Raw genomic sequence first — 23,504 nt, 5'->3', positions numbered from 1 at the left:
ACCATTTTTCTAGTTAAAAGGGAATACTGTCCACTATAAGAAACACACAAAAACGCCGCAGCCTTTGCTGCGGCGTTAAATATATTGGTGAAGATTAAGAAGCAGAAAAACTTTACTCTATAGCTTTTTCTACAACAGCAACCATTTTCTTGCAGTATTCATAAACGTATTTGGGAGAATCATCTCCGTACTGTTCCACAATCTTTTCAATAGCACTGCCAACGATAGCACCATCTGCAGCTTTAGCCATAGCGTAAGCCTGTTCCGGGGTGGAGATGCCAAAGCCAACGGCAGTAGGAACATCTGTAACCTTGCGTACTTCTGCTACCATCTTGGCAACATCGGTTTCAATCTCGCTGCGCACGCCTGTTACACCCAATGAGGAAACTATGTAGATAAAGCCTTGCCCTACTTTGGCAATCTTATCAATACGATCACGGGAAGTAGGCGCAATTAAAGGCACCAACGCAATTTTATGCGGATCGCTGTAAGGTCGCAGTTCCTCCCGTTCTTCGTAAGGAATATCGGGAACGATAACGCCGTCCACGCCCACTTCTTCGCAGCGGGTGAAGAACTTTTCAGCACCATAAGCGTAGATAGGATTAGCGTAAGTCAAGAATACCAAAGGCACTTGGGTCTCCTTGCGTACTTCCGCTACCAAATCAAAAATTTTATCCGTAGTAGTACCCGCAGCCAAGGAGCGTAAATCCGCACGCTGAATCACAGGTCCTTCGGCAACGGGGTCGGAGAAAGGTACACCAAACTCAATCAAGCCTACGCCTGCTTTGACCATGGCCAAAACAAGCTCCTTAGAAGTCTTCAGATTGGGGTCACCTGCCGTAATAAAGCCAATGAACAATTTCTTTCTATTTTTAAATGCTTCTTGAATTCTAGTCATGTAAATCAACCCCCATATAACGTGCGATAGCAGCAACATCCTTGTCGCCACGACCGGAAATATTTATTACAATAATCTTATCCTTCGGCAGAGTCGGTGCCAATTTCATAGCATAAGCAACAGCGTGAGAACTTTCAATAGCAGGAATAATGCCTTCTACTTTGGAAAGATAGTTAAACGCCTCCACCGCTTCGGCATCCGTAGCGGCTACGTATTCCGCACGACCTGTGTCGTGTAAATTAGCGTGTTCAGGCCCAATACCGGGATAATCTAAACCTGCGGAAATAGAATACACAGGAGCGATCTGGCCGTACTCGTTCTGCAGGAAGTAAGACTTCATACCGTGGAAAATGCCCAGCGTACCATTAGTAATCGTTGCCGCATTCTTGGGATTATCCACGCCCAAGCCTGCTGCTTCAACACCAATCAGACGCACATCCTTATCAGGAATGAAATCATAGAACATACCCATGGCATTGGATCCACCGCCTACGCAGGCAATGAGCACGTCCGGCAAACGTCCTTCTGCTTCCAACATCTGCTTGCGGATTTCCTCGCCAATAATCTTTTGGAAATCGCGAACAATGGCAGGATAGGGATGGGGTCCCATAACGCTGCCCAATACATAATAGGTATCCTCTACACGCTCAGTCCATTCGCGCAGGGCCTCGTTGACAGCGTCCTTCAGCGTACTGGTACCAGTGGTAACAGGCACAACCTTCGCACCTAAAAGTTCCATACGGAACACATTCAATTTTTGGCGTTCACAATCTTCTGCACCCATGTAGACAACACATTCCATATCCATAAGTGCTGCTGCCGTAGCAGTTGCTACACCATGCTGACCGGCGCCTGTCTCTGCAATCACGCGTTTTTTGCCCATCCGCTGTGCCAGCAAAATTTGTCCCAAAACATTGTTAATCTTATGAGAACCGGTATGGTTCAAATCTTCACGCTTTAAGTAAATTTTAGCGCCGCCCAAATCTTTGGTCATCTTTTCTGCATAATATAGCAAGGACGGACGACCTGCATATTCCTTATACAGTTTGGTCAAGTCCGCTTTAAACTGCGGATCATCTTTATATTTTTCATAAGCTGCTTCTAGTTCCAAGACTGCGTTCATTAATGTTTCCGGTATATATTGGCCACCGTGAATACCATATCTTCCTTTAGTCATGTTGATCTCCCCTTACTGCTTTAATAAATGCTGCTATTTTCGCGGGATCCTTTACCCCGTCCGTTTCCACCCCGCCGCTTACATCTACGGCAACGGCCTGTGTATTTTGAGTGGCAACTGCCACATTGTTTGCATCCAGCCCCCCTGCCAAAAAGTAGGGTTGCTCCAAATGCACTTTGGTCAAATCTATCTCCATGCGTTGCCCCGTACCGCCATAGACACCTTTTTGGTACGTATCTAAAAGCAGGTATTCCACAGGATATGCGCCTAAACTTCGTAACGTTTCCTCATCCTTCACCCGTACTGCTTTAATAATGGGCTTCTTGGTTAACGCTTTGAGCTTAGTAATGTAGACTTCATCTTCATCGCCATGGAGTTGGATATAATCAATAATATCTGCGTTAGCTATCTTGGCAACATCTTCGGATAAGCTATTAACAAAGACGCCTACTGCTTTAATTTTAGGACTCAATATCTGCTTCAGCTCGCTTGCCTGCGCCACTGTTACGTAACGCTTGCTTTGAGGGTAAAAGACAAAGCCGATAAAATCAGGCTGCAGTTTATTGACACACTCTATGTCTTCTACTCGGCTCAACCCGCAAATCTTGATCTTCAACCTACCCACTACGTATCGCCTCCAGCATTGCTTTAGGGTCTGCAGTCCGCATCAAGGCTTCACCTACCAGCACTGCATTTACACCTGCCGCCTTCAGCCCCACTGTATCACTGGCTTTGGTAATTCCGCTTTCCGCAACGAAGATTTTCTCAGCGGGAATTTTATCCCGCAGCCGCAGGCTGTTCAAAGGATTAACGCTAAAATCCTGCAGATTCCGATTATTGACACCGATGATATCAGCTCCCACTGCCAACGCCATATCAACCTCCGCCGAGCTATGGGCTTCTACTAAAGCGCTCAACCCGAGTTCTCTTGCTTGGCACAGGTACTCGTCAAGCTGCCCCTTACTAAGCAAGCTGCAAATTAAGAGGACTGCATCTGCACCAATGCACTTGGCTTCGTAGATTTGGTACTCATCCACGGTGAAATCCTTGCGTAGAATGGGCAGCTCCACTGCCAACCGCACCTGCTGCAGATAATCGTCACTACCTAAAAAGTAGTGGGGCTCCGTCAGACAAGAGATGGCTGCTGCACCGCCTTCTTGGTATTGCACCGCTTTCTTTAAGTAAATTTGCTCAAAATCAGGAGCAATCAAACCTTTAGAAGGAGATGCCTTTTTTAACTCCGCAATCACGTTCAACCCAGGTTGCCTAAGAGCTACAGTAAAATCCTTGCCCGGCGGTCTGCCTTCCGCCTCATCCCTCACTGCGTAAAGGCTTTTCTTGTCTTTTAACGCAGTTACCCTTGCACGCGTAAATGCGGCGATTTCATCTAAAATCATTTTTCCCATCCTTTACTCTTGGCTCACCTTGATTAATTGTTCCAGTGTCGCCAAAGCTTTACCACTATCAATAATTTCCGCTGCCAGTTTCACCCCATCGGCAAAAGTTTCTGCTTTACCACCAATGTAAAGGGCTGCGCCTGCGTTCATAAGCACTGCATTACGCTTATGCCCTTGGGCACCGTTTAAAATATCCCGAGTGATTTGGGCGTTTTCAGCAGGTTCGCCACCGACTAAATCTGCTTTTTGGCAACGTTCAAAACCAAAATCTTCCGGAGTAATCACGTAATTTTTCATCCAGCCATCTTTGAATTCGCACACGGTAGTGGGCGCGCTTAGGGAAATTTCGTCCAACTTGTCCTGTCCGTAAACTACCATGCCGCGGGTAACGCCAAGGTTAATCAATACTTGCGCCAAAGGCTGTACCAAATATTCATCGTATACGCCCAAAAGCTGCATCTTGGGGCTGCCGGGATTGGTCAAAGGTCCAAGAATGTTAAACACTGTGCGGAATCCCAATTCCTTGCGAATAGCACCAACGTATTTCATGGAAGTATGGTATTTCTGTGCGAAGAAGAAGCACATACCAACTTTTTCTAGCAGTTCTACACATTTTCCCGGAGATTGGGAAATGTTCACGCCCAACGCCTCCAAGCAATCTGCTGTACCGCATTTAGAGGATGCTGCCCTGTTGCCATGCTTGGCAACCTTCATGCCGCCTGCAGCAGCAACTAAAGCGGAAGTTGTGGAAATATTAAAGCTGTGGGCATTATCACCGCCCGTACCAACGATTTCAAAAATATCCATGCCCGTTTCTACTTTTGTCGCATGGTCACGCATAGCTGCTGCGCAACCAGCGATTTCATCCGTAGTTTCGGCAGTGGTACTCTTAGTAGAAAGCGCTGCTAAGAAAGCTGCGTTTTGCGTGGGAGAAGTTTCTCCGCTCATAATCTCATTCATTACTGCGTATGCTTCATCATAGCTCAGGTCACCCTTGTTGACGATTTTTACGATTGCGTCTTTAATCATTTTCCTTGCCTCCAAATTTTTTGAGCTCCCTGTTGGTCAGAAGCAGTTAATAAAAAAGACCTGTCCTCGAATATATCAAGGACAGGTCATATATACTTACACCTGCGGTACCACCTTGTTTCGTCTTGCGACGCACTTTGCAGAATGCCAACACATCCCTCACCCTTAACGCAGGTGCTACGTTGTAGAATACTCTCTTCCCAAGGAAAATTTGACTACACCCTCAACGGTCCATTTGTCGGTCTGCATCTCTATCCGTTCCCAGCTACCCGGACTCTCTGTAAGCGCATCTACCGATTTGATCTCCGTCTCAACGGTTTGTGGTAAGTTTTAAGTTGTGCCTATTGTACTACTGCACAGCAACGACGTCAACACATTTTTACAAAAATCGCAGAAAAAGAAAACTGCGTTACAATAGTGTAACGCAGTTAACAAATTACGCACCAATAATAGGTCTGCCTTCCATAGTATTCACTAATTTGGACAGTTCCCACTTGATGGTTTCTTCCGGATGAGTTACATTCCCCATATCATAGAGATGACGCTCACGCAGTTTTTTCTTGAGAAATTTTTCACCATCTTTTTTGTAGACGAACATATCGGCACTGGCGCGGACGCGTACATAGGTATCGTGATCATCAGCCAAAGCCCAGCTGGATACCATTTCTTCGTCCAATTCGTAGACGCGCACCAAAACCAGCACATCTACCTTGGCTTTTTCTGCCAACGCCGCCATAGTTGCCTGCTCCACCTTGGCACCACCACGAACCGCGTCGGTCACAAGTTTCTGAGCAGTTCCATCGTCGGTAATCTTATAATAGGGAAAATGGTAGGCCCACTTAACAACGCTACGCCATTCTTTGTAAATAGCGCCATCCACGTCGCCATCTTGATCCATAACCACAAATCCTACAGGATGCTCAGGAAACTCTGCATGGGCATCTTGGGGCAATACAGTAAAACACATTCCCAACAATACTACTAAACAGCTGAAAAATCTAAGCAAGTTTTTCATAAGCTCACCTCATTTTTTCAACAATAGTTTGATTGCTCCCCTTACAATTTTAATTTGATAGCTTAAAGCACGTTCATAAGCGCTAGTGGGAGCGACACTTTCACTTTCCGTACGTTTAGCTACAACACCGCAGACAGCACCTGCCTTAATCCCCAATGCTTGACAGGTGACGAATAAAGCGGAAGTTTCCATTTCGTAGTTTAAGGCGCCCAAAGCCTGCCATTCCTTCATAGTGCCTTGGAAACAGCGGGGAACGTAGCCTGTAAAGCTATCATAGCGTTCCTGCCCCGGCCAGAAGGTATCGCTGGACACAGATACGCCTACGTGGAAGGGTGCGCCACATACTGCTGCAGCCTCTGCCAAAGCACCGGTTACAGCAAAGCTTGCCACTGCCGGGAAAGGCGCAGGTGCATAATGATGACTAGTGCCATCAAGGCGCACCGCAGCTTTATTGATAATTACATCGCCAAGGTTAATTTTTTCTTGGATAGTGCCCGTTGTGCCCACGCGGATTACGTGGGTAATCCCCATCCGCGCCAACTCTTCCAAGCAAATAGCTACGGAAGGACCGCCCATACCGGTGGAGCATACCAACACAGGCTGTTCATCAACATGAGTTAGCCAACTGGTGTATTCACGATGAACAGCTATAGGCATAGGCTCCGTACCAATATCCTTAGCTAAGGTCTCTACCCGCCCTGGGTCCCCAGGAAGTACAGCGATAGTAGCGCCCTGCAAATCTTTTTTTGCAAAGCCTACATGGTATAATATTTCGTTTAAATCAGCATAATGCTTCATGATAATCACCTAAATTCATTTTGAACGCTCTCCAATGAGAAGTGTCAGTTCCTACCGACATAGAGGAAATATCCTCTACAATATCATAAATATACTACTCAATTTTCATATACTTGCCGATATACTCTCCTATCTCAGAGAAGGTTTCCATAGGCTTCATTTCACTGCAAGGCACACCTGCACCACTAAAAAGCACAGGTATTTTCTCACGAGTATGGTCCGTACCTGTCCAAGTGGGGTCATTGCCATGATCCGCTGTAATGAGTAGCAAATCATCGGGCTTTAGTAGTGCTGTCATCTCAGGCAAACGTTTATCGAAATATTCCAAAGCTTCGCCATAACCTTTGGGGTCGCGGCGATGACCATAGCTGGAATCAAAATCCACAAAATTAGTGAAAACGATGGTATTATCAGGAGCATCACTAATAGCCTGCTTAGTAGCATCCACTAATTTCTCCAAGCCACCGGCAGCATAGTGTTTCGTAATCCCGCGATGAGCAAAAATATCAGCAATTTTGCCTACTGCATAGACACTACCACCTGCTGCTACCATTTTATCCAATAAGGTAGCTTCAGGCGCAGGCACTGCGTAATCGTGGCGATTGGTAGTACGAGTAAAATCAGTAGCACAGGTACCCACGAAGGGACGTGCTATTACCCGGGCAATATTATAGGGACGCACTAACTTATAGGCAAGCTTGCACAAATCGTACAAACGCTCCAAGCCAAAAGCTTCCTCATGAGCAGCAATCTGCAGCACGCTATCCGCAGATGTATAGATAATAGGCTTACCGGAACGCACATGTTCTTCGCCCAATTCCTTGATAATCTCCGTACCGGAAGCATGGCATTCGCCCAACACTCCGGGCAGATGACCTTGTTCTATCAAAGCATCCACCAATTCCTGCGGGAAACACTTGGGAACATTAGGAAAATACCCCCAGTCAAAATCCACAGGTACACCGGCAATTTCCCAATGCCCACTTAAAGTATCCTTGCCACGGCTCACTTCCTGAGCATAGGTATAGAATCCAATAGTATGCTCACCACCTAAAGGCGCTGCCAAAGCTGCACCGCGACTCAATTCTGCTGCCTTTTGCAAGCCACGCGCTGCCAAATTAGGTAACTGCAAAGGCATAGGTTTGCCTGCTGCATCCTTACGATTGGCAAGCATCCATTCTGCAATATGACCTAAGGTATCAGCGTCCTTATCCCCATATTTTTCTGCATCACGGGCATAACCAATACCAAAGGAATCCATTAATAAAATAATAGTTCTAGACATAGTATCACCTGCTTTCAAGTGACCCTTCCCTAATTAAAAGCCTAAGCTTTCGCCTACTAAAATAACCTTTATACGTTGAGGTACGCGGCAGGTTCTGGTGATAACGATTTGGGAGCAAATGCTTTCCGGTAAAGTGCATTCAGCACAGGTGCCAAGTTTGGCGCAAGGAGTAGGCAGACCGGCAAAACGAGCAGCATTAATAGGCGCCGCCACATTGCGGGCACGATCCATAGCCCCTTCCAAGGAGCCTGCCACCTTGTTCATGCCTACGATCATCACAACCTGTTTAGGCCCAAAAATCATCGCTGCAACACGGTTGCCGTTACCATCGATATTTACCAGTTCGCCGTTCTTGCTAACAGCATTGCTGCTCATCAGATAGGTGTCGCAGGTCAGTGCTTTACGCATCAAATCCGTCTTTTCTGCAGGGTTAGCAGCGGTGTCCCTATCAATTACAGGATTGCGTTTCTTGACAGCTTCCAGCAAACCGACTTCTTTCAAAGAGACAGAACCGCCCCAAGAAACGACATCTGTTGCAGGAATCAGCTCCAAAGCCTTAGCTACAGCTTCTTCCTTGGTTGCGCAATAATAAGCACCGAAGCCGCGAGCAGTCAGTTTTTTGACCAATGTGTCTCCCAAATTCTTATTGCGTAAAACTTCTGCCTGTTCCATCATAGCACCTCGTTATTCCAAATCGCCGATTACGACTTCATCAATTTCGTCTTGTTCAGCCAAGCAAACTTTAATATCCTCTTTGCGGGAGGTAGGTACATTTTTACCTGCAAAATCTGCACGGATAGGCAACTCACGATGACCACGGTCGATGAGTACTGCCAGTTGGATTGCTTTTGGACGACCCATATCAATAATAGCGTCCAAAGCTGCACGGATAGTACGACCGGTGTACAGAACATCGTCTACCAAAATAACGGTTTTACCGTTCAAATCCATGTCGATTTCCGTACCATGCACAATGGGATTATATGCCAAAGTGGACAAATCATCGCGATAGAGAGTGATATCCAGCATGCCAACGGGAATCTCTACCTTTTCGATATCACCGATGACGGATGCCAAACGTTCTGCAATGGGTACACCGCGAGTACGGATACCAACTAAGACAACGTTTTCTACGCCTTTGTTCTTTTCAATGATTTCATGGGAAATACGTACGATAGCACGGCGCATAGCGTCAGCATCCATAATTACATTTTTCTTAACAAAAGTAGTCATAATTATCACCTCATAAAAAAATATATAAAATTAGTTAAATTGACCTAATCTTAACCGAGTTACAATTTTATGCATATCTTCCGGTAAGGGAGCTTCAAAACGCATCCGCTCACCTGTGCGGGGATGGGTGAACTCCAAAGTTTGGGAATGAAGTGCCTGCCCCTTAATAGCAAAAGGCGTCTTCATGGGAGAATACTTAGGGTCGCCCACTAAAGGATAGCCTAAATATTCCATGTGTACGCGGATTTGGTGCGTACGCCCTGTACGCAGTTTGCAGCGCACGATAGTGTATTTACCAAAACGCTCCAGTACTTCGTACTCCGTGATTGCATGACGACCGCCTTCTTTGACAACTGCCATCTTTTTACGGTCATCCTTATCCCTAGCAATCTCCGTTTCAATAATCCCGCTATCAGTTTTAATGTTGCCGCGTACTACGGCTAAATAGGTACGTTGCGCAGTTTTATCTTGAATCTGCTGGGATAGAGAAACATGAGCAGCATCATTCTTAGCGCAAATCATAATACCGCTGGTATCCTTGTCCAAACGATGGACGATGCCCGGACGGATAACGCCGTTAATCCCGGACAAGTTTTTACAATGATAAAGTAAAGCATTAACCAAGGTACCCGTGTAGTTGCCTGCAGCAGGATGAACAACCATACCCCTAGCTTTGTTGACAACAACAACGTCATCATCTTCATAAATAATATCCAAAGGAATATTTTCCGGCTGTACATCAAGAGGTTGCGGCTCAGGCAAAGTTACCAGAATCTCATCACCTAATTTGACCTTGTAGTTTGATTTCAACACTTTAGTGCCCTTTACAGCACGCCCCTCCTCCAACAGCTTTTGCATGTTGGACCTAGTAATATCCAATAAGGATGCCAAAGCTACGTCAGCACGCTGACCAGCCTCGTTCTCCGTAACAATCAATCTTTCCTGCTCTGCAGCAGTTCCGTTTTCAGTATGCTCCATATAATACAACCCACTCCTGTACAAATAGCAATATCAGCCACGTTAAACACAGGCCAAATACGAAAATCAAAAAAATCAATAACTAAACCTTGGCGGATGCGGTCAATTAAATTGCCTACAGCGCCACCGGCAAACATGGCAGCACCCCAGCAAGCCCACATTCCGTTGGCGGCAATCTCTTTACGCAAATACCAAACACCGCCCATAACGCCCAAGGCAATCAGCACGAATAACCATCTACTGCCTTCCATCATACCAAAGGCAGCACCGGGATTCAAAATATACGTCCAATGGAAAATATTTTCCACCACCGGTACGCTTTCCCCCAGCAAAAAATGTGTCACCACATAATACTTTGTCAGTTGGTCTACAACAACTACTGCCAAAGCAAACAAAATATAAAGCATAATAACAAAAAATCTCCTGTTTATATATCTATACTATTATATTATACCACAGAAAACTGTATGAAAATACATCGGCTATGAAAAGTTAGTAAAATATCAATACAAAATTCTACTCTTAAATACACAAAAACCCCCGGACATACATCCGGGGGCAAAATTGCAAATTCCTTTGATCTGCAGATTAGTACAGCAGTTTGTTAGCAATAACCAAACGTTGGATTTGGTTGGTGCCTTCGTAGATTTGCATGATCTTAGCGTCACGCATCATTTTTTCTACAGGATATTCACGGCTGTAGCCATAACCGCCCATTACTTGAACAGCATCGGTGGTTACTTGCATAGCTACGTCAGCAGCATAGCATTTAGCCATAGCAGCTTCTTTGGAGAATTCCATGCCTTGGTCACGCATCCAGCAGCATTTTTGAACCATCAGGCGAGCAGTTTCAACCTTCATAGCCATATCAGCCAGCATAGCTTGAACCATTTGGAAGGAAGCGATAGGTTGACCGAATTGACGGCGTTCCTTAGCATATTTAACAGCGCAATCCAAAGCGCCTTGAGCAATACCAACGGATACAGCGCCAACGAAAGGACGAGCACTGTCCAAAGTATTCATAGCAATACGGAAGCCTTCGCCTTCGCGACCTACGCGATAGGATTCAGGAATAACAACGTCTTGCAGAATCAGTTCGCAAGTATTGGAAGGACGAATGCCCATTTTGTCTTCTTTTTTGCCGATGGAGAAGCCCGGGGTGTCTTTCGGAACGATGAAAGCGGTCAAACCACGGATACCACCGGTTTTACGGGTGTTAGCGAATACCAAGAAAATATCAGCGATACCACCGTTGGTGATGAACATTTTGGTACCGTTCAGGGTGTAGGTGCCTTCTTCTTTATTTTTTACTGCACGGGTAGAAACACCGCCGGCATCGCTGCCTGCGCCGGGCTCAGTCAGAGCAAAAGCAGCCAGACCGCCGTTGTTCAGCACGTCGCAGTACATTTTCTTTTGTTCATCGGTACCAGCCAGCAGTACGGGCAGAGTTGCCAAGCTGTTTGCTGCCAAAGAAGTTGCAACACCTGCGCAACCTTTGCCCAGCTCTTCATAAATAGTAGCAACGGAAATGCTATCCAGACCGGGACCATCCAGTTCTTCCGGAACGATAACGTTCAAGAGACCCATTTCGTCTGCTCTTTCCAGCAGGCCGTCACGCATATGGTTTTCTCTATCCATTTCTGCAGCATAGGGAGCGATTTCTTTCTCAACAAACTCCCTTACCATTTCCTGTAATTCTAATTGTTCCTCATTCAGTGCAAAATCCATTAGTGTCCTCCTTAAATTTGCGGCTATGCCACAAGGCTCCTCCCATCACAGATAAACTCGGACAAGCTCACCATTCTCTGGGGATTTCTTCAAATCTTCCGACAATAAACATCGTTGTCAAAATTGTTGCCATTAAATGCTCATCTGCATCATACATTTCAGCTTCGATTACCATAGTAGTGTGACCATGGTGACGGACTCTGCTTTTTACATAAACTCTGCCCGCACTATGCACATTTCTGATAAAGTTCATACTGAAATTAAGGGTTGCTACCGCCGCGCCAACGCTGGCACCGGTCACACCTAAGACGGAATCGGACAATGCAGTCAACACACCGCCGTGGCAAATGCCTCGATGATTAAAATGCTTCATAGGGTCGATTTCGATACTTACAACCGCACCACCGCAAGTTATCTCATCTATATGGATCCCAAAGCCATTCATAAATGAGTTGTAACCATACATCTTGCGAATATAAGCAGGAACATCTTTAACCTGTTCCACCATCAACCATCGCCATCCTTTCGACAGATACAAATAAGACTCTCATTATATCCATAGTATTTTATCATAGAATGTCTATTAATTCAACAGTTAAATACAAAAAATGCCGATGAAAAGCCAATTTTTAGCCTTCCATCGACATTTTAACCCTATATTATTTTAGTACCTAGAACATTAATCAATGATGTTTTGCTTATAATCATGGTAAAGAACTTTCAGTTCTTCCATAATTTTGCCCATTTCCAACTTCATAGCAGAAGCGGTATCATAATCGCCGGCAGCAATTGCTTGGCGGATTGTAGTGAACACACTCTTCTCCTCGAAGGAATCTTTAGCAAGTTTTGCACGCAGGCTTTGGATTTTATGCCACATAGCCAAATCGCAATCGGTGCAGGTATCAGGATTATGCAAACGCTTCATATCAACTACAGCTTGATAGTTTTCCGGAATCAGGCGGTTCAGCAGTTCAGTTTTCCAACGGATGAGGGCACCTTGTCTGAAGGACTCAATATATTCCTTCTTCAAGATGTCGCCTTGGGTCAGCACTGCTACCTTTTCAGGATATTTATCGAATGCGCACAGGTTTTCCCAAACGGTTGCAGGAGGTTCACCAAAGAGTCTGCCGCGTTCTTCCGCAGTGAAGTCTTCAAATACGTCTTCTTCCGTACGATATTGACGGTCAGTATCCAGATAGAAGCCTTCTTCGCCAGCCTTCTTGGAAATTTCTTTCTCCAATGCTTTCAAGTCTTTACCGGATTCTACGCAAGCTTTAATACCGTCCAAGCAAGACAGGTAGAAAGCTGCAATAGCGATGTAGGTATTAGTATACGGGTTGGGAGAACGCATCTCGATACGAGTAGCCTTATCGTTATCTAAATCACGAATCAAGCCAGCCAAAATGGTTCTGTTACGGGACGGATTATCAGGGCTCATGCCCAAGCTGGTAACGATGCAGACAGGAGCTTCAAAACCGGGTTTCAGACGGTTCAAAGAATCAATGGTACAGGAAATAATGGGATTGGTAACTTCATAGTTCTTCAGCAGACCCATCAGCGCACCATAGCCAATAGCGGAAAGGAAGTCTTCATACATATTTTTCGGACTGAACAAGTTAATGATCTTGCCATTCTTCATTTTAGCAGCAATACCTACATGGGTATGTTCGCCGCTGCCTGCAACACCGGGGATAGGCTTAGCTTGGAAGGAAACTTCCAAACCATTCATACGGAATACTTCTTTAACGATGATACGTGCCAAAAGTTCATTATCAGCAGTTTGTACACCGGTGGCGAATTTCCAGTCTACTTCCAACTGTTCCATAACGTGAGTCATGTGACCTGCGCCATCAATCTGACCTTTAATACCGCCACATTCTTTGTGACCCATTTCCGGTTCCAAACCATAACGGTCCAGCATTTCTACAGTTTGTTCCAAAGCAGTACGCACGTTGCCGCGGGTACGTTGCCAATATTGTTCCTGCATCATTTGGGAAGAAGACAATGCTTCAATAGGCGCATCTTCACGGGGAGATTTAACCCAGAATTCCAATTCGGTAGCGCTGGTGAAAACCAATTTTTCAATTTCTGCAGGATTTACATGTTCCAGACCGGGAATCATAGGATGCTTTTTGAACAGCTCCATGATTTCGCCTTCTACATAATCCAAAGTATTCTTCAAAATAGAACGGGAATCCACGAAATTGCCATTATGCAGCAGGTAGCAAGGAATACGCAGGGTACCAATCATCCGGCCATTGGTAGCATCAAAATGTTCATAATTATAATCAACAAACCAATTTACGGATTTATCTACAACTAAATCTACACGAGCGTTATTCAAAGTAGCAATGCCTGTCAGCACAACGGAAGAACCGTCAGTTTGGGCAGCGCTGCCTTCCAAAAAGCTTTCCATGTCGTCAAGAAAAACTTTCAGAGGAATTTTTTCATCAGTATCATTACCTGCGAAATCAACGCCCATAAGGGATACAAATTTGATTTCCGGATGTTGGCTCAAAATTTCACGCAAAGCCTGTTCATTTTGTTGCTCAGGTTTAATAACGTACAGTAAATCTTTGTTGTTCATGATAGTCTGCAGCCGTGAAGACTGCTCTCCTTTCGTAATACTCCCTAATTTTACTCCAGAAAAACGAAAAAGACTTTCTCAAGCTGCGGGCACACTCCCCCTGCTTAAAAAAGTCCTCGTTGACTGTTCCAGTCAATTATACCAATTTTCTCAAACTTTGGCAAGTATTATTTATTTCCTAGGAGGAGCACCATTATCTCCTCCAAACGGGCGTAATCACGCCCACCCTTGCGAATGTCGGTGTTCATGGCGCTAATAGCCAAAAGCGCCTGCTGCAATGTTTCTTCCGTAAACTGACGACACTGACCCTGCATCTTTCTAGCTACGTAAGGATGAAGCTTGAGTTCCGCTGCAATGCCTTTTTGATCGTAACCCTGACGCCGCAGCTCCATAAACTGCAGCATTTGGCGTAACTTGAACATAATCAGCGCGCACACAGGCAAGATATTCGTGCCTTTCTTTCGCTCCACCGCCAACAAGAGTAATGTTTCCGCCAAATCGTGGTCCGCCAAGCTGTTAGTAATAGCAAAACCGGATACTTCCGGCAAGGCAGCAAAAATTTCTTCTACATCGTTTTTCGTCCATGTTTTGCGTTCCCCCGCATAAACGGCTAGTTTAGCGATTTCCTGTTGCAAAAGCTGCAAAGGTGCTTTCTCCACCGGTGCCAAATACTCCAAAACCACGCCAATAGCATCTCGCTCCCAACGGGCATCGTATTTGCTCGCTTGTTCCTCCAGCCATGTTCCCAATTCATAGGATTTTATGCTAAGACATTCGCAGACCAAACCTTGTTTCTTTAGCTGCTTAAACAATTTCGTGCGCTTATCCAGTTTAGGAGCGCTAATAAAAACTGTGCAGTAGTCAGGTACATCACCTAAAATTTCTGCCAGTTTATCCAACTGCTGCTTCTTGCTTTCGCTTTCTTGGCGTGTCCAGATCTTATCATCTTTCAATAGTACTAAAGACTTGCCGCAAAAGAAGGGATAGGTGTTGATCACAGCAGCAAGTTGGCGTAAATCCGTATCTTTTTCAAATACAGTTATATCCCTGTCCGCTGGGTCCACGCCTTTAAAGACGTACTCAGGCACTACAGCAGCGATTTTGCTACGATAATAGTCTTCTTCACCGTACACTGCCATTACGTTGGGCCAGCCCTGTTCTTCTCCCTGTTGCAACTTATATAATAATTCTTCCGCTTTTATTTCCATACGTGTATCCTCATGAGTCAGAATTTTTTATTCAAAAGAAATTACCAACTTTTTTCCCAAGCCTTTAGCCAAAGCTTGCAAAGTAGTAACTGTAGGTATGCACATGCCATTTTCAATTCTACTTATATTGGATTGACGTACACCAGATACTTCAGCTAGTTCCTTTTGTGTCATATTTTTTTCAATACGCGCTCCAATTAAAGTGTGCATCAGCTCATACTCTAAACGGCTCTCATCATGAATTTTTTTAAACTCAGAATCTTGCATCTGCTCCTCAATATATTTTTCCAAATCACTCATGAGTTACGCCCCCTTTATTTCTCTGCTCATAGTCTAATTTATATTTTTTAGCTAACGCCAACTCTCCTTCCAGAGTTTTTTTGTTTTCTTTATAAATCCATTCGTTACTATTATTTTCTTCCCACTGTAGAAAAAGTAAAATATCCGGCTGATGTCATTAGAAAACTTTATTCTCAATTCGAAAATACCATTCCCCATAGCCTTTGAATATGGCTCACGCATTTGACTTCCATACTCAGCTAGTAATGTAAGGCTATCCAATGCTTTACTTCTCATTTTCTTTTCTAGGCTATCAAGAAATTGCTTTACCGGAATTTTTCCATTTGGCAAGCGATAGAAATTTACTTCAAACACTTTAGTTACCTCCTCCATTATATTCCTTTCAAGGAATATAATCAAGTTATATTTTCAACGGCTAATGACAGATATGCCTATAGACGTAAACTCTATAACAACACATTCATCTTCGTCCGTACGCAAAATCTTACTGCCAATGTCTTGCAGGCGCTGCAGCGTTTCTTGATGAGGATGTCCGTAGGCATTGCCCGTTCCGCAGGAAATCACCACATATTGCGGACGCACCTGTGCCAAAAATGCTTCACTACTGCTACCTTTTGACCCATGATGGCCTGCCTTCAACACTGTGTGCTGCTGCCAACGATAAGCACTTTCCCCCTCGCTCCCCAAATCACCTGTAGCTAGCAAACTGCCATGAGGACTGTAAATTCCTAGAACTGTAGACGCATCATTGCCAGTAACTGCTTGCTCCGGTACAGCCACCACCTGCGCCACTGCACATTCCCCTAAATCCCAACATAAACCTTCTCTAACCACCGTAACTTTGCTACCTTGCGCCTGCAGCGCAGCAGTAATGCTTTGAAACAAGGCTACACTTTCCTTATCCAGCACTTGTTTAGGCAAAACGACTTCATCAACCTGCAGTTGCTTTAACAAACCCGCTGCACCTCCTGCGTGGTCAAAATCATAATGGCTAAGCACCAACGTATCTACTTTGCCCTTGCCTAAACTACGTAAAAAAGGAGAAATCACTCTGCTACCTGTGTCCAAACCTTTTAGCCCACCTGTATCGTACACCAGCGTCCGCCCATTGCTACCTGTAACCACGAGGCAATCCCCCTGCCCTACATCTAGAAAATACGCTGTTAAAGGCTGCGGACGCAGTTGCTGCCACGCTAGCATTCCTGTAAGCACCATTCCCAACGCAAATAATAATAACCCTCGTTCCTTGAGTGTAAAAAACTGTACCGCCGGTAAATAAGCCCAAAGCAACAAAAAAGCATAATAAACAAGTCCACACCATAAGGGCAGGCAGCCAATGACAATACTGCTTCCCGGCAAAGTAGCAAGCCAAGTACCTTGCACCAAAATAGCTTGCATAAGAAAATCTGCTGCCTGCAACAACATCTGCCCGAACGGAAGTAATAACCCTAATAGGCCTAAAAATGCCGCCATTTCCAAAAGGGGCAACAATACTATATTGCTGATAATGGCATATGGCGTCAGCACATGAAAATAACCAATCGTTAAAGGAAGCGTCGCTAATTGCGCTGCCAAAGTTACAGCTATGCCTTCACGCAGAAAATCAGGTACTGTTTCAGGCAGCAACCGTTGACATTTAGGTAGCAGCCATAGCAAACCTGCAGCAGCAGCGAAGGATAGCTGAAAGCCTATATCATAAAACCACAAAGGTTTCACTAAAAGCATAGCGCTAGCTGCTAAGCACAGTAATCTTCCTCTTGCAGCACCCGTACCGCCCACAAGTAATACGCTGCTCATTAAAAACGCCCGCACAATAGGTGGCTTTAACCCACAAAGTAACGCATAGCAAGCTAAAACGACGATAATCATCGTCTTGCGCACCCAAGATGCTACAGGAAGAACGCCTAACACCGCCCTGAGCAAACCTGCTAAAAGTAAAAGATGGGTACCGGAAACAGCAAGAACATGAGAAATGCCGTTAATGGCAAAAATATTGCGCACCTCATCCTCCATAACGCCACTACCACCCAAAAGCATACCGCTTAAAACAGTGCCGCTTTGAGTTCCCATTCCCTGCTGCAACCTTTGGCGCAGCTCGAGATTGGCTAACTGTAATTTTTCCTGCCATGTGCAATTTGCTTGTGCTGCTAAAAGCTTGGCATTTTTCAACCTGCCCTTAAAATTGTTTATGCGGTTATAAAGTTCCCCATCAAAACAGCCTGGATTGCGCAATGTCGTTAAAGGCACCAGCGTTCCAGATACAAGCAAGCTACCTGTTTTAGGTAAATTTTTACTATCCTTCAAGCCAAGGCGTACTCTGCCTGAATAAGCTCTACATAAATTGCCTTGGGTAATACTATTGCAGTCTAAAATTATAGAAGTATAGCCCTCACCTACCTTGACGGAAGCAGGCTCTACCCGACCTTCAAGAACTACATTAGAACCATAGTAGCTGTCCGTAAGCTCTCCGCCCGTTTTCCAAGGAATATACCATGACAAAACGCAGGCTAAAACTACATAAATAACCTTGACCATATTGCCCCCTACTCCACACAAACATATTCCTTTAATTTTTCATATTTACTTTTACCAATGCCCTGTACTGCCATTAATTCCTCAATCATATTAAAGCGTTGCAAGTTACGTCTTGTTACAATCCGTTGTGCCAAAGCGGGTCCAATCCCAGGCAATGCGTCCAATTCCGCTACTGTAGCAGTATTAATATTCACTTTGATATTGCTAGTGTTTCTAACATCATTACTAGATGAACGTTTGCTAGTACCAGTCTTTCCCTGCTCCCGCACTTGTTTACGAACAGGCACATTTACTTGGCTGCCATCCTTCAACTTACGTGCCAAATTAACACGATCTGCGTCCGCATCCTCACGCAGTCCGCCTGCTGCATCCACCGCCTGTAATGCTCTTGCCCCTGCAGGCAACTCATATAATCCAGGCTGCACAACAGCGCCACTAACATAAATTTGCATCAACTTGGACTCCTTTTTAGTTGCTACTTGCTGCACCACTGCAGGTATAGGCTGAGTAGGCTGATGTTTTTCCCCAACTTTTGCTACTACGCCTGTAGCTATACAACTTACCAAGAGTACAGCCAGAAAAATTAGTTTACGCTTTTTATTATCCATTTGTCTCCTCCTTAAACACTTTAAAAAATGACAAAAAGTCCCTGAGAATAACGTTAGTTACTCTCAGGGACTCTGAAATGTATGCGTTATTTTGGTACTACTAAAATGCTATAATCCAAAAACTACATATACAATTTTTAAGGAACAACCTGCATAGCAGGAGCAATTATTTTGCTACGATATTTACCAGACGACCGGGTACGCAGATAACTTTGCGTACAGTTGCACCGCCGATATGTGCTTGTACATTAGCATCAGCCAAAGCAATCTTCTCCAGATCTTCCTTAGTTGCAGCAGCAGGAACAGTCAGACGACCGCGAACCTTGCCGTTAACTTGCAGAACGATTTCTACATTATCAACAGCCATAGCTTCTTCGCTGTATTCAGGCCAGCTTTGTGCATGTACGCTGGTGTTTTCGTCAACAGCACCACGCCACATTTCCTCGGTGATGTGAGGAACGAAGGGGCTCAGCATCTTAATCAAATCGGTAACTGCTTCGTAAACCAAGCCTGCATTGGGCTCTTTAGCAGCTTCTTTATAGGCATACATAGCGTTAACCAGTTCCATCAAAGAGGAAATAGCGGTGTTGAAGTTGAAACGGGTTTCAATATCGCTGGTAACCTTTTTAATGGTAGCATGGAGAATACGGCGCAAATCTTTATCCACATCGGACAGAGTTGCAGGATCGTAGCTGATAACTTTTTGCTCCATTTGGGGCATGAAGTTCAACACAATACGCCATACGCGGTTCAAGAAGCGGAAGGAACCTTCTACGCCTTGGTCGCTCCAATCCAGTTCTCTTTCAGGCGGAGCTGCGAAGAGGATGAAGAGACGAGCAGTATCAGCGCCATATTTTTCCAGAATTTCTTCCGGAGAAACAACATTACCCAGAGATTTAGACATCTTAGCGCCATCTTTGATTACCATGCCTTGGGTCAGCAGATTGCTAAAGGGTTCATCGTAATCAACCAAGCCTGCGTCACGCAGAACTTTCAGGAAGAAACGGGAATAGAGCAAGTGCAGGATTGCGTGCTCAATACCGCCGATATATTGGTCAACAGGACCCCAATACATGTTAGCATCCTTGTCAAAGGGTTTTTCTGCATTCTTGGGATCGGTATAACGGAGATAGTACCAAGAGGAGCACAGGAAGGTGTCCATGGTATCGGTTTCGCGAGTTGCATCAGCACCGCATTTGGGGCATTTGCAATGTACAAACTCTTCGGAAGTAGCCAAAGGAGATTTTGCACCTGCAGTAAAGCTTACGTCCTCAGGCAGGCGTACAGGCAGTTCTTCTTCCGGAACCAGCACTTCGCCGCAGTGAGGGCAATAAATGATAGGAATAGGAGCACCCCAATAACGTTGACGGCTGATCAGCCAATCGCGCAGACGATAGTTTACACGACGTTTACCAAAGCCTTCTGCTTCTGCTTTGTCCATGATTGCGGACATTGCAGCGTGCATTTCCATGCCGGTAAATTCGCCGGAGTTAACCAGCATGCCTTCTTTTTCTTCGTAAGCGCAGGTCATCTCTTCCAGCTTCAGCTCTTTGCCTACGGGGCAGATGGTAACAATCTTGTCGATGCCGTATTTATCTGCAAACATCCAGTCACGTTGGTCACCGGTAGGAACGCCCATTACAGCGCCGGTACCGTAATCATACAGTACATAGTTGGTTACCCAAATTTCAACCTTACGACCGGTGAAGGGATTGATGCAGCATACGCCGGTGAAGATACCTTCTTTTTCGGATTCGCTAGAGGTACGTTCAATATCGCTTTGGTTGCGTACACGTTCGCAGAAAGCTTTGATTTCTGCAGCTTTAGGATTGTTTTCACAAATCTTATTGATCAGAGGATGTTCTGCAGCCAATGCCATAAAGGTTACGCCATAGGCAGTATCCGGACGAGTGGTGTAAACAGCAACTTTGTCGTTGAGAGCAGGAATTTCAAATTCAAATTCCAAACCTTCGCTGCGGCCGATCCAGTTACGTTGCATGGTTTTTACACGTTCAGGCCAACCTTTCAGCAGGTCCAAATCCTTCAGCAGTTCGTCTGCATAATCAGTAATTTTGAAGAACCATTGGCTCAAATCCTTCTTTACTACATCATGGTCGCAACGCCAGCATTTGCCGTCGATAACTTGCTCGTTAGCCAATACGGTGTTACAGGTATCGCACCAGTTAACAGCGGATTCCTTTTTAACAGCCAGACCACGTTTGTAGAACAATTCAAAGAACCATTGGGTCCATTTATAATAATCTTCCTTGCAGGTAGCAACTTCGCGATCCCAATCATAGGACAGACCCAAAGCTTTTTGTTGGCGGGTCATGTTAGCGATGTTCTCCAAAGTCCATTTTTTCGGAGGAATGCCGTGTTTGATAGCAGCATTTTCTGCAGGCATACCAAAGGAGTCCCAACCCATGGGATGAAGTACGTTGAAGCCTTTCATGGTGCGGAAACGCGCAACTACGTCACCGATGGAGTAGTTACGAACGTGGCCCATGTGCAGGTTACCGGAAGGATATGGGAACATTTCCAGTACATAGGATTTCGGTTTGTTCTTGTCAATTTCAACCTTAAAGGTCTTGTTATCTTCCCAATATTTTTGCCATTTGGCTTCAATCTCATGGGGAGCATACTTTTCTTGCAGCATTTCATTACCTCCAGCTTAAAAATTAGCGGCTAATCTATGATTCCACTTCGTTTAGAAAACGGAAATTATCTGTAATATTATATACCTTGCAGTAACAAAAGTCAAACCATATCGCCGAAAACGCAGACAGGGACGCACTTTCAGCCTACGTAACGTAAGCAAATTTTGAAAAAATATATCAAAAAACTTCACATGTATACAGTATAACCATTCATGTATACACCAAAAGTGATAATCGTGTGTTATAATAATGGCATGATTGGTTATGGATGTTATGGCATCCCCATCATATGTTAATGTAAAGATTTTTTATAAAGGAGCAATACAAAGAATGAAACTTTCCGCACGTGTGCAGGCTTTGACCTCTTCCCCTATTCGTAAACTTTCTCCCTATGCAGATGCAGCTAAAGCTGCAGGCAAAAAAGTGTATCATCTAAATATTGGTCAGCCTGACATCAAGACCCCTGAACAATTCATGGACAGCATCCGCAACTACGATGCTCCGGTTATTGCTTATGGCAATTCTAAAGGCGAAGGCTTCCTCATTGAAGCAGTAAGAAAATATTACGCAGATAAAGGTATGAATTTTGCTACCGAAGACATTTTTGTTACCAATGGTGGCAGCGAAGCTTTGATTATGGCAGTTATGGCTCTGTGTGACCGTGATGATGAAATCATGGTTTTTGAACCTTTCTACGCTAACTACACCACCTTCTGCAAAGAATTTGGTGCAAAAATTAACGCTGTTCCTACCAGCGTAACCAATGGCTATCATCTTCCCAGCCAAGAAGAGATTGAAAAACATATTACTCCTAAGACTAAAGCCATCTTGTTGACCAACCCCGGTAATCCTACCGGCGTTGTTTACACTCCGGAAGAACAGGATATGATTTCTCGTATTGTTCTGAAATATGATTTGGCTTTAATTGCTGACGAAGTATATCGCGAATTCGTTTATGACGGTGAATATCGTAGCTTTGGCACTATGCCTGAACTGGATGAGCACCTGATTATCATCGACTCCGTATCTAAACGTTACAGCGCTTGTGGTGCTCGTATCGGTTGCATTATTAGCAAGAATAAAGAGCTTGGTAAGCAACTTATAAAATGCTGTCAAGCACGCCTGTGCAGCCCCATTCTGGAGCAAGTAGGTGCAGCAGCTCTGTATACCACTCCCGTTTCCTATTTGGAAGATGTTAACAAGGAATACAAGAAACGTCGCGACACTATTGTAAACGCGTTAGCAAAGCTTCCCGGTGTAATGGCTTCCGACCCCAAGGGCGCTTTCTACATTATGGTTAATATGCCTGTTGATGATGCGGAAAAATTTGCTATTTGGATTCTGGAAAACTTTGATATCGATGGCGAAACTGTTATGTTTGCACCCGGCAATGGTTTCTACAGCACTCCCGGTAGCGGCGTAAATGAAGCTCGCTTGGCATACGTTCTGAAATCCGAGGATTTGGAGCGCGCCATCTACATTTTGGGCGAAGCGCTGAAAGCTTATCCCGGCCGTGTAGAACGCTAAACAACGTCTTTAATTTTTAAATCAATCCTCCTGCGGTGGCTATGGCATCCCCCCTTAGCTGCCGTGGGAGGATTTTTTGTATATGATAGTCAGCTAAACATTGTGCAGCTATACTCAGTATGCTTCAGCCAATCGTTGCGCGCTAGCTCTTAATTTCTAGTAACCTTTCGGAAGAACACTACAGTGATTCGGCTCCCCTTTTCACCCTGCGGATATTAGCACGACCTACAGTTGTTCACTGCGCCTATGGCTTGTGATCAGGAGCTGTCAGCGGAGCATAGCGACGCTGACTGAAGGGTTTACGCATAAAAGAAAAACACCAACGCATTGCGTTGGTGTTTTTCTAACCGGCAGCTATCTATCCTCCCAGGCCGCTTCCAGCCAAGTACTTTCGACGTATAAGGGCTTAACTACTGTGTTCGGGATGGGAACAGGTGGATCCCCTTAGCCATCACCACCGGATTATTCATTTTTGAGAGGTTGTACCCTCAAAACTTCCACAGAAGAATTTTTTTCAAGATTGGGCTTTCTTTTTAGTCAAGCC

22 protein-coding genes and 1 rRNA gene are annotated in these 23,504 nt (G+C 44.9%); 1 reads left to right on the top strand and 22 read right to left on the bottom strand.

What is annotated here, in order from left to right; genetic code table 11:
* Nucleotides 1–112: 112 nt before the first annotated feature.
* The 21 genes from trpA to leuS form a co-directional block, all read right to left on the bottom strand.
* On the bottom strand, nt 113–898 hold the full coding sequence (gene trpA / locus ACJMM4_RS00115) for a tryptophan synthase subunit alpha (RefSeq protein WP_405382464.1): 786 nt from the start codon (nt 896–898) through the stop codon (nt 113–115).
* Nucleotides 891–2,075, bottom strand: coding sequence for a tryptophan synthase subunit beta (trpB, locus tag ACJMM4_RS00110; protein WP_405382462.1), 1,185 nt, complete (start codon nt 2,073–2,075; stop codon nt 891–893). Before trpB ends, trpA begins: the two co-directional genes overlap by 8 nt.
* Entirely contained in the window at nt 2,068–2,700 is a 633-nt protein-coding gene (locus tag ACJMM4_RS00105; RefSeq protein ID WP_405382460.1) for a phosphoribosylanthranilate isomerase, read from the bottom strand. Before ACJMM4_RS00105 ends, trpB begins: the two co-directional genes overlap by 8 nt.
* The gene (gene trpC, locus ACJMM4_RS00100) at nt 2,693–3,472 is read right to left on the bottom strand and encodes an indole-3-glycerol phosphate synthase TrpC (protein WP_405378801.1); all 780 of its coding nucleotides are present in this window, start codon (nt 3,470–3,472) and stop codon (nt 2,693–2,695) included. Before trpC ends, ACJMM4_RS00105 begins: the two co-directional genes overlap by 8 nt.
* 12 nt (nt 3,473–3,484) lie before the next feature.
* Complete coding sequence (gene trpD / locus ACJMM4_RS00095; protein ID WP_405378798.1) at nt 3,485–4,501, bottom strand: anthranilate phosphoribosyltransferase; 1,017 nt, start codon at nt 4,499–4,501, stop codon at nt 3,485–3,487.
* 436 nt (nt 4,502–4,937) lie between these two features.
* Nucleotides 4,938–5,516: a hypothetical protein gene (locus ACJMM4_RS00090; protein ID WP_405378795.1), complete on the bottom strand. Its 579-nt coding sequence runs from the start codon at nt 5,514–5,516 to the stop codon at nt 4,938–4,940.
* A gap of 9 nt (nt 5,517–5,525) precedes the next feature.
* On the bottom strand, nt 5,526–6,314 hold the full coding sequence (gene udp / locus ACJMM4_RS00085) for a uridine phosphorylase (RefSeq protein ID WP_405382458.1): 789 nt from the start codon (nt 6,312–6,314) through the stop codon (nt 5,526–5,528).
* Between the two features lie 94 nt (nt 6,315–6,408).
* Entirely contained in the window at nt 6,409–7,599 is a 1,191-nt protein-coding gene (locus tag ACJMM4_RS00080; protein WP_405382456.1) for a phosphopentomutase, read from the bottom strand.
* Nucleotides 7,600–7,632: 33 nt separating this feature from the next.
* Nucleotides 7,633–8,271: a lactate utilization protein gene (locus ACJMM4_RS00075; protein ID WP_405378807.1), complete on the bottom strand. Its 639-nt coding sequence runs from the start codon at nt 8,269–8,271 to the stop codon at nt 7,633–7,635.
* A 12-nt stretch (nt 8,272–8,283) separates the two neighbouring features.
* A complete protein-coding gene (pyrR, locus tag ACJMM4_RS00070; RefSeq protein ID WP_405378787.1) occupies nt 8,284–8,832 on the bottom strand; it encodes a bifunctional pyr operon transcriptional regulator/uracil phosphoribosyltransferase PyrR in 549 nt (182 codons plus the stop codon).
* Nucleotides 8,833–8,862: 30 nt separating this feature from the next.
* Nucleotides 8,863–9,810 (bottom strand): RluA family pseudouridine synthase, encoded by a 948-nt coding sequence (locus ACJMM4_RS00065; RefSeq protein WP_405378784.1) that lies wholly within the window; start codon nt 9,808–9,810, stop codon nt 8,863–8,865.
* Nucleotides 9,765–10,217, bottom strand: a complete 453-nt coding sequence (gene lspA, locus ACJMM4_RS00060) for a signal peptidase II (RefSeq protein WP_405382454.1) — start codon at nt 10,215–10,217, stop codon at nt 9,765–9,767. Before lspA ends, ACJMM4_RS00065 begins: the two co-directional genes overlap by 46 nt.
* Before the next feature lie 181 nt (nt 10,218–10,398).
* The gene (locus ACJMM4_RS00055) at nt 10,399–11,538 is read right to left on the bottom strand and encodes an acyl-CoA dehydrogenase family protein (RefSeq protein WP_405378780.1); all 1,140 of its coding nucleotides are present in this window, start codon (nt 11,536–11,538) and stop codon (nt 10,399–10,401) included.
* A 67-nt stretch (nt 11,539–11,605) separates the two neighbouring features.
* On the bottom strand, nt 11,606–11,983 hold the full coding sequence (locus tag ACJMM4_RS00050) for a PaaI family thioesterase (protein WP_405378778.1): 378 nt from the start codon (nt 11,981–11,983) through the stop codon (nt 11,606–11,608).
* A gap of 234 nt (nt 11,984–12,217) precedes the next feature.
* Nucleotides 12,218–14,125, bottom strand: a complete 1,908-nt coding sequence (locus ACJMM4_RS00045; protein WP_405378776.1) for a glutamine synthetase — start codon at nt 14,123–14,125, stop codon at nt 12,218–12,220.
* A gap of 167 nt (nt 14,126–14,292) precedes the next feature.
* Nucleotides 14,293–15,333 carry a DNA polymerase III subunit delta gene (gene holA / locus ACJMM4_RS00040; protein WP_405382452.1) on the bottom strand — a complete coding sequence of 347 codons (1,041 nt, stop codon included), beginning with the start codon at nt 15,331–15,333 and terminating at the stop codon, nt 14,293–14,295.
* A gap of 27 nt (nt 15,334–15,360) precedes the next feature.
* The gene (locus ACJMM4_RS00035; RefSeq protein WP_405378772.1) at nt 15,361–15,633 is read right to left on the bottom strand and encodes a helix-turn-helix domain-containing protein; all 273 of its coding nucleotides are present in this window, start codon (nt 15,631–15,633) and stop codon (nt 15,361–15,363) included.
* 51 nt (nt 15,634–15,684) lie between these two features.
* Nucleotides 15,685–15,987 carry a type II toxin-antitoxin system RelE/ParE family toxin gene (locus ACJMM4_RS00030; protein WP_405382450.1) on the bottom strand — a complete coding sequence of 101 codons (303 nt, stop codon included), beginning with the start codon at nt 15,985–15,987 and terminating at the stop codon, nt 15,685–15,687.
* Between the two features lie 54 nt (nt 15,988–16,041).
* Nucleotides 16,042–18,168 (bottom strand): DNA internalization-related competence protein ComEC/Rec2, encoded by a 2,127-nt coding sequence (locus ACJMM4_RS00025; protein ID WP_405382448.1) that lies wholly within the window; start codon nt 18,166–18,168, stop codon nt 16,042–16,044.
* An 8-nt stretch (nt 18,169–18,176) separates the two neighbouring features.
* Complete coding sequence (locus ACJMM4_RS00020; protein WP_405382446.1) at nt 18,177–18,776, bottom strand: helix-hairpin-helix domain-containing protein; 600 nt, start codon at nt 18,774–18,776, stop codon at nt 18,177–18,179.
* A gap of 166 nt (nt 18,777–18,942) precedes the next feature.
* Entirely contained in the window at nt 18,943–21,432 is a 2,490-nt protein-coding gene (gene leuS / locus ACJMM4_RS00015; RefSeq protein WP_405382444.1) for a leucine--tRNA ligase, read from the bottom strand.
* 331 nt (nt 21,433–21,763) lie between these two features.
* Between leuS and ACJMM4_RS00010 the strand changes: the two genes are divergently transcribed.
* Nucleotides 21,764–22,960 (top strand): pyridoxal phosphate-dependent aminotransferase, encoded by a 1,197-nt coding sequence (locus tag ACJMM4_RS00010; protein ID WP_405381819.1) that lies wholly within the window; start codon nt 21,764–21,766, stop codon nt 22,958–22,960.
* 345 nt (nt 22,961–23,305) lie between these two features.
* Here the strand turns inward: ACJMM4_RS00010 and rrf are convergent.
* Nucleotides 23,306–23,422, bottom strand: a 5S ribosomal RNA gene (gene rrf / locus ACJMM4_RS00005).
* Nucleotides 23,423–23,504 lie beyond the last annotated feature (82 nt).

It is taken from the genome of Phascolarctobacterium sp., assembly GCF_045124115.1.
Lineage (GTDB): Bacteria > Bacillota > Negativicutes > Acidaminococcales > Acidaminococcaceae > Phascolarctobacterium_A.
The sequence above is the reverse complement of the archived record's forward strand: the minus strand, read 5'-3'. Positions and strand labels throughout refer to the sequence as shown.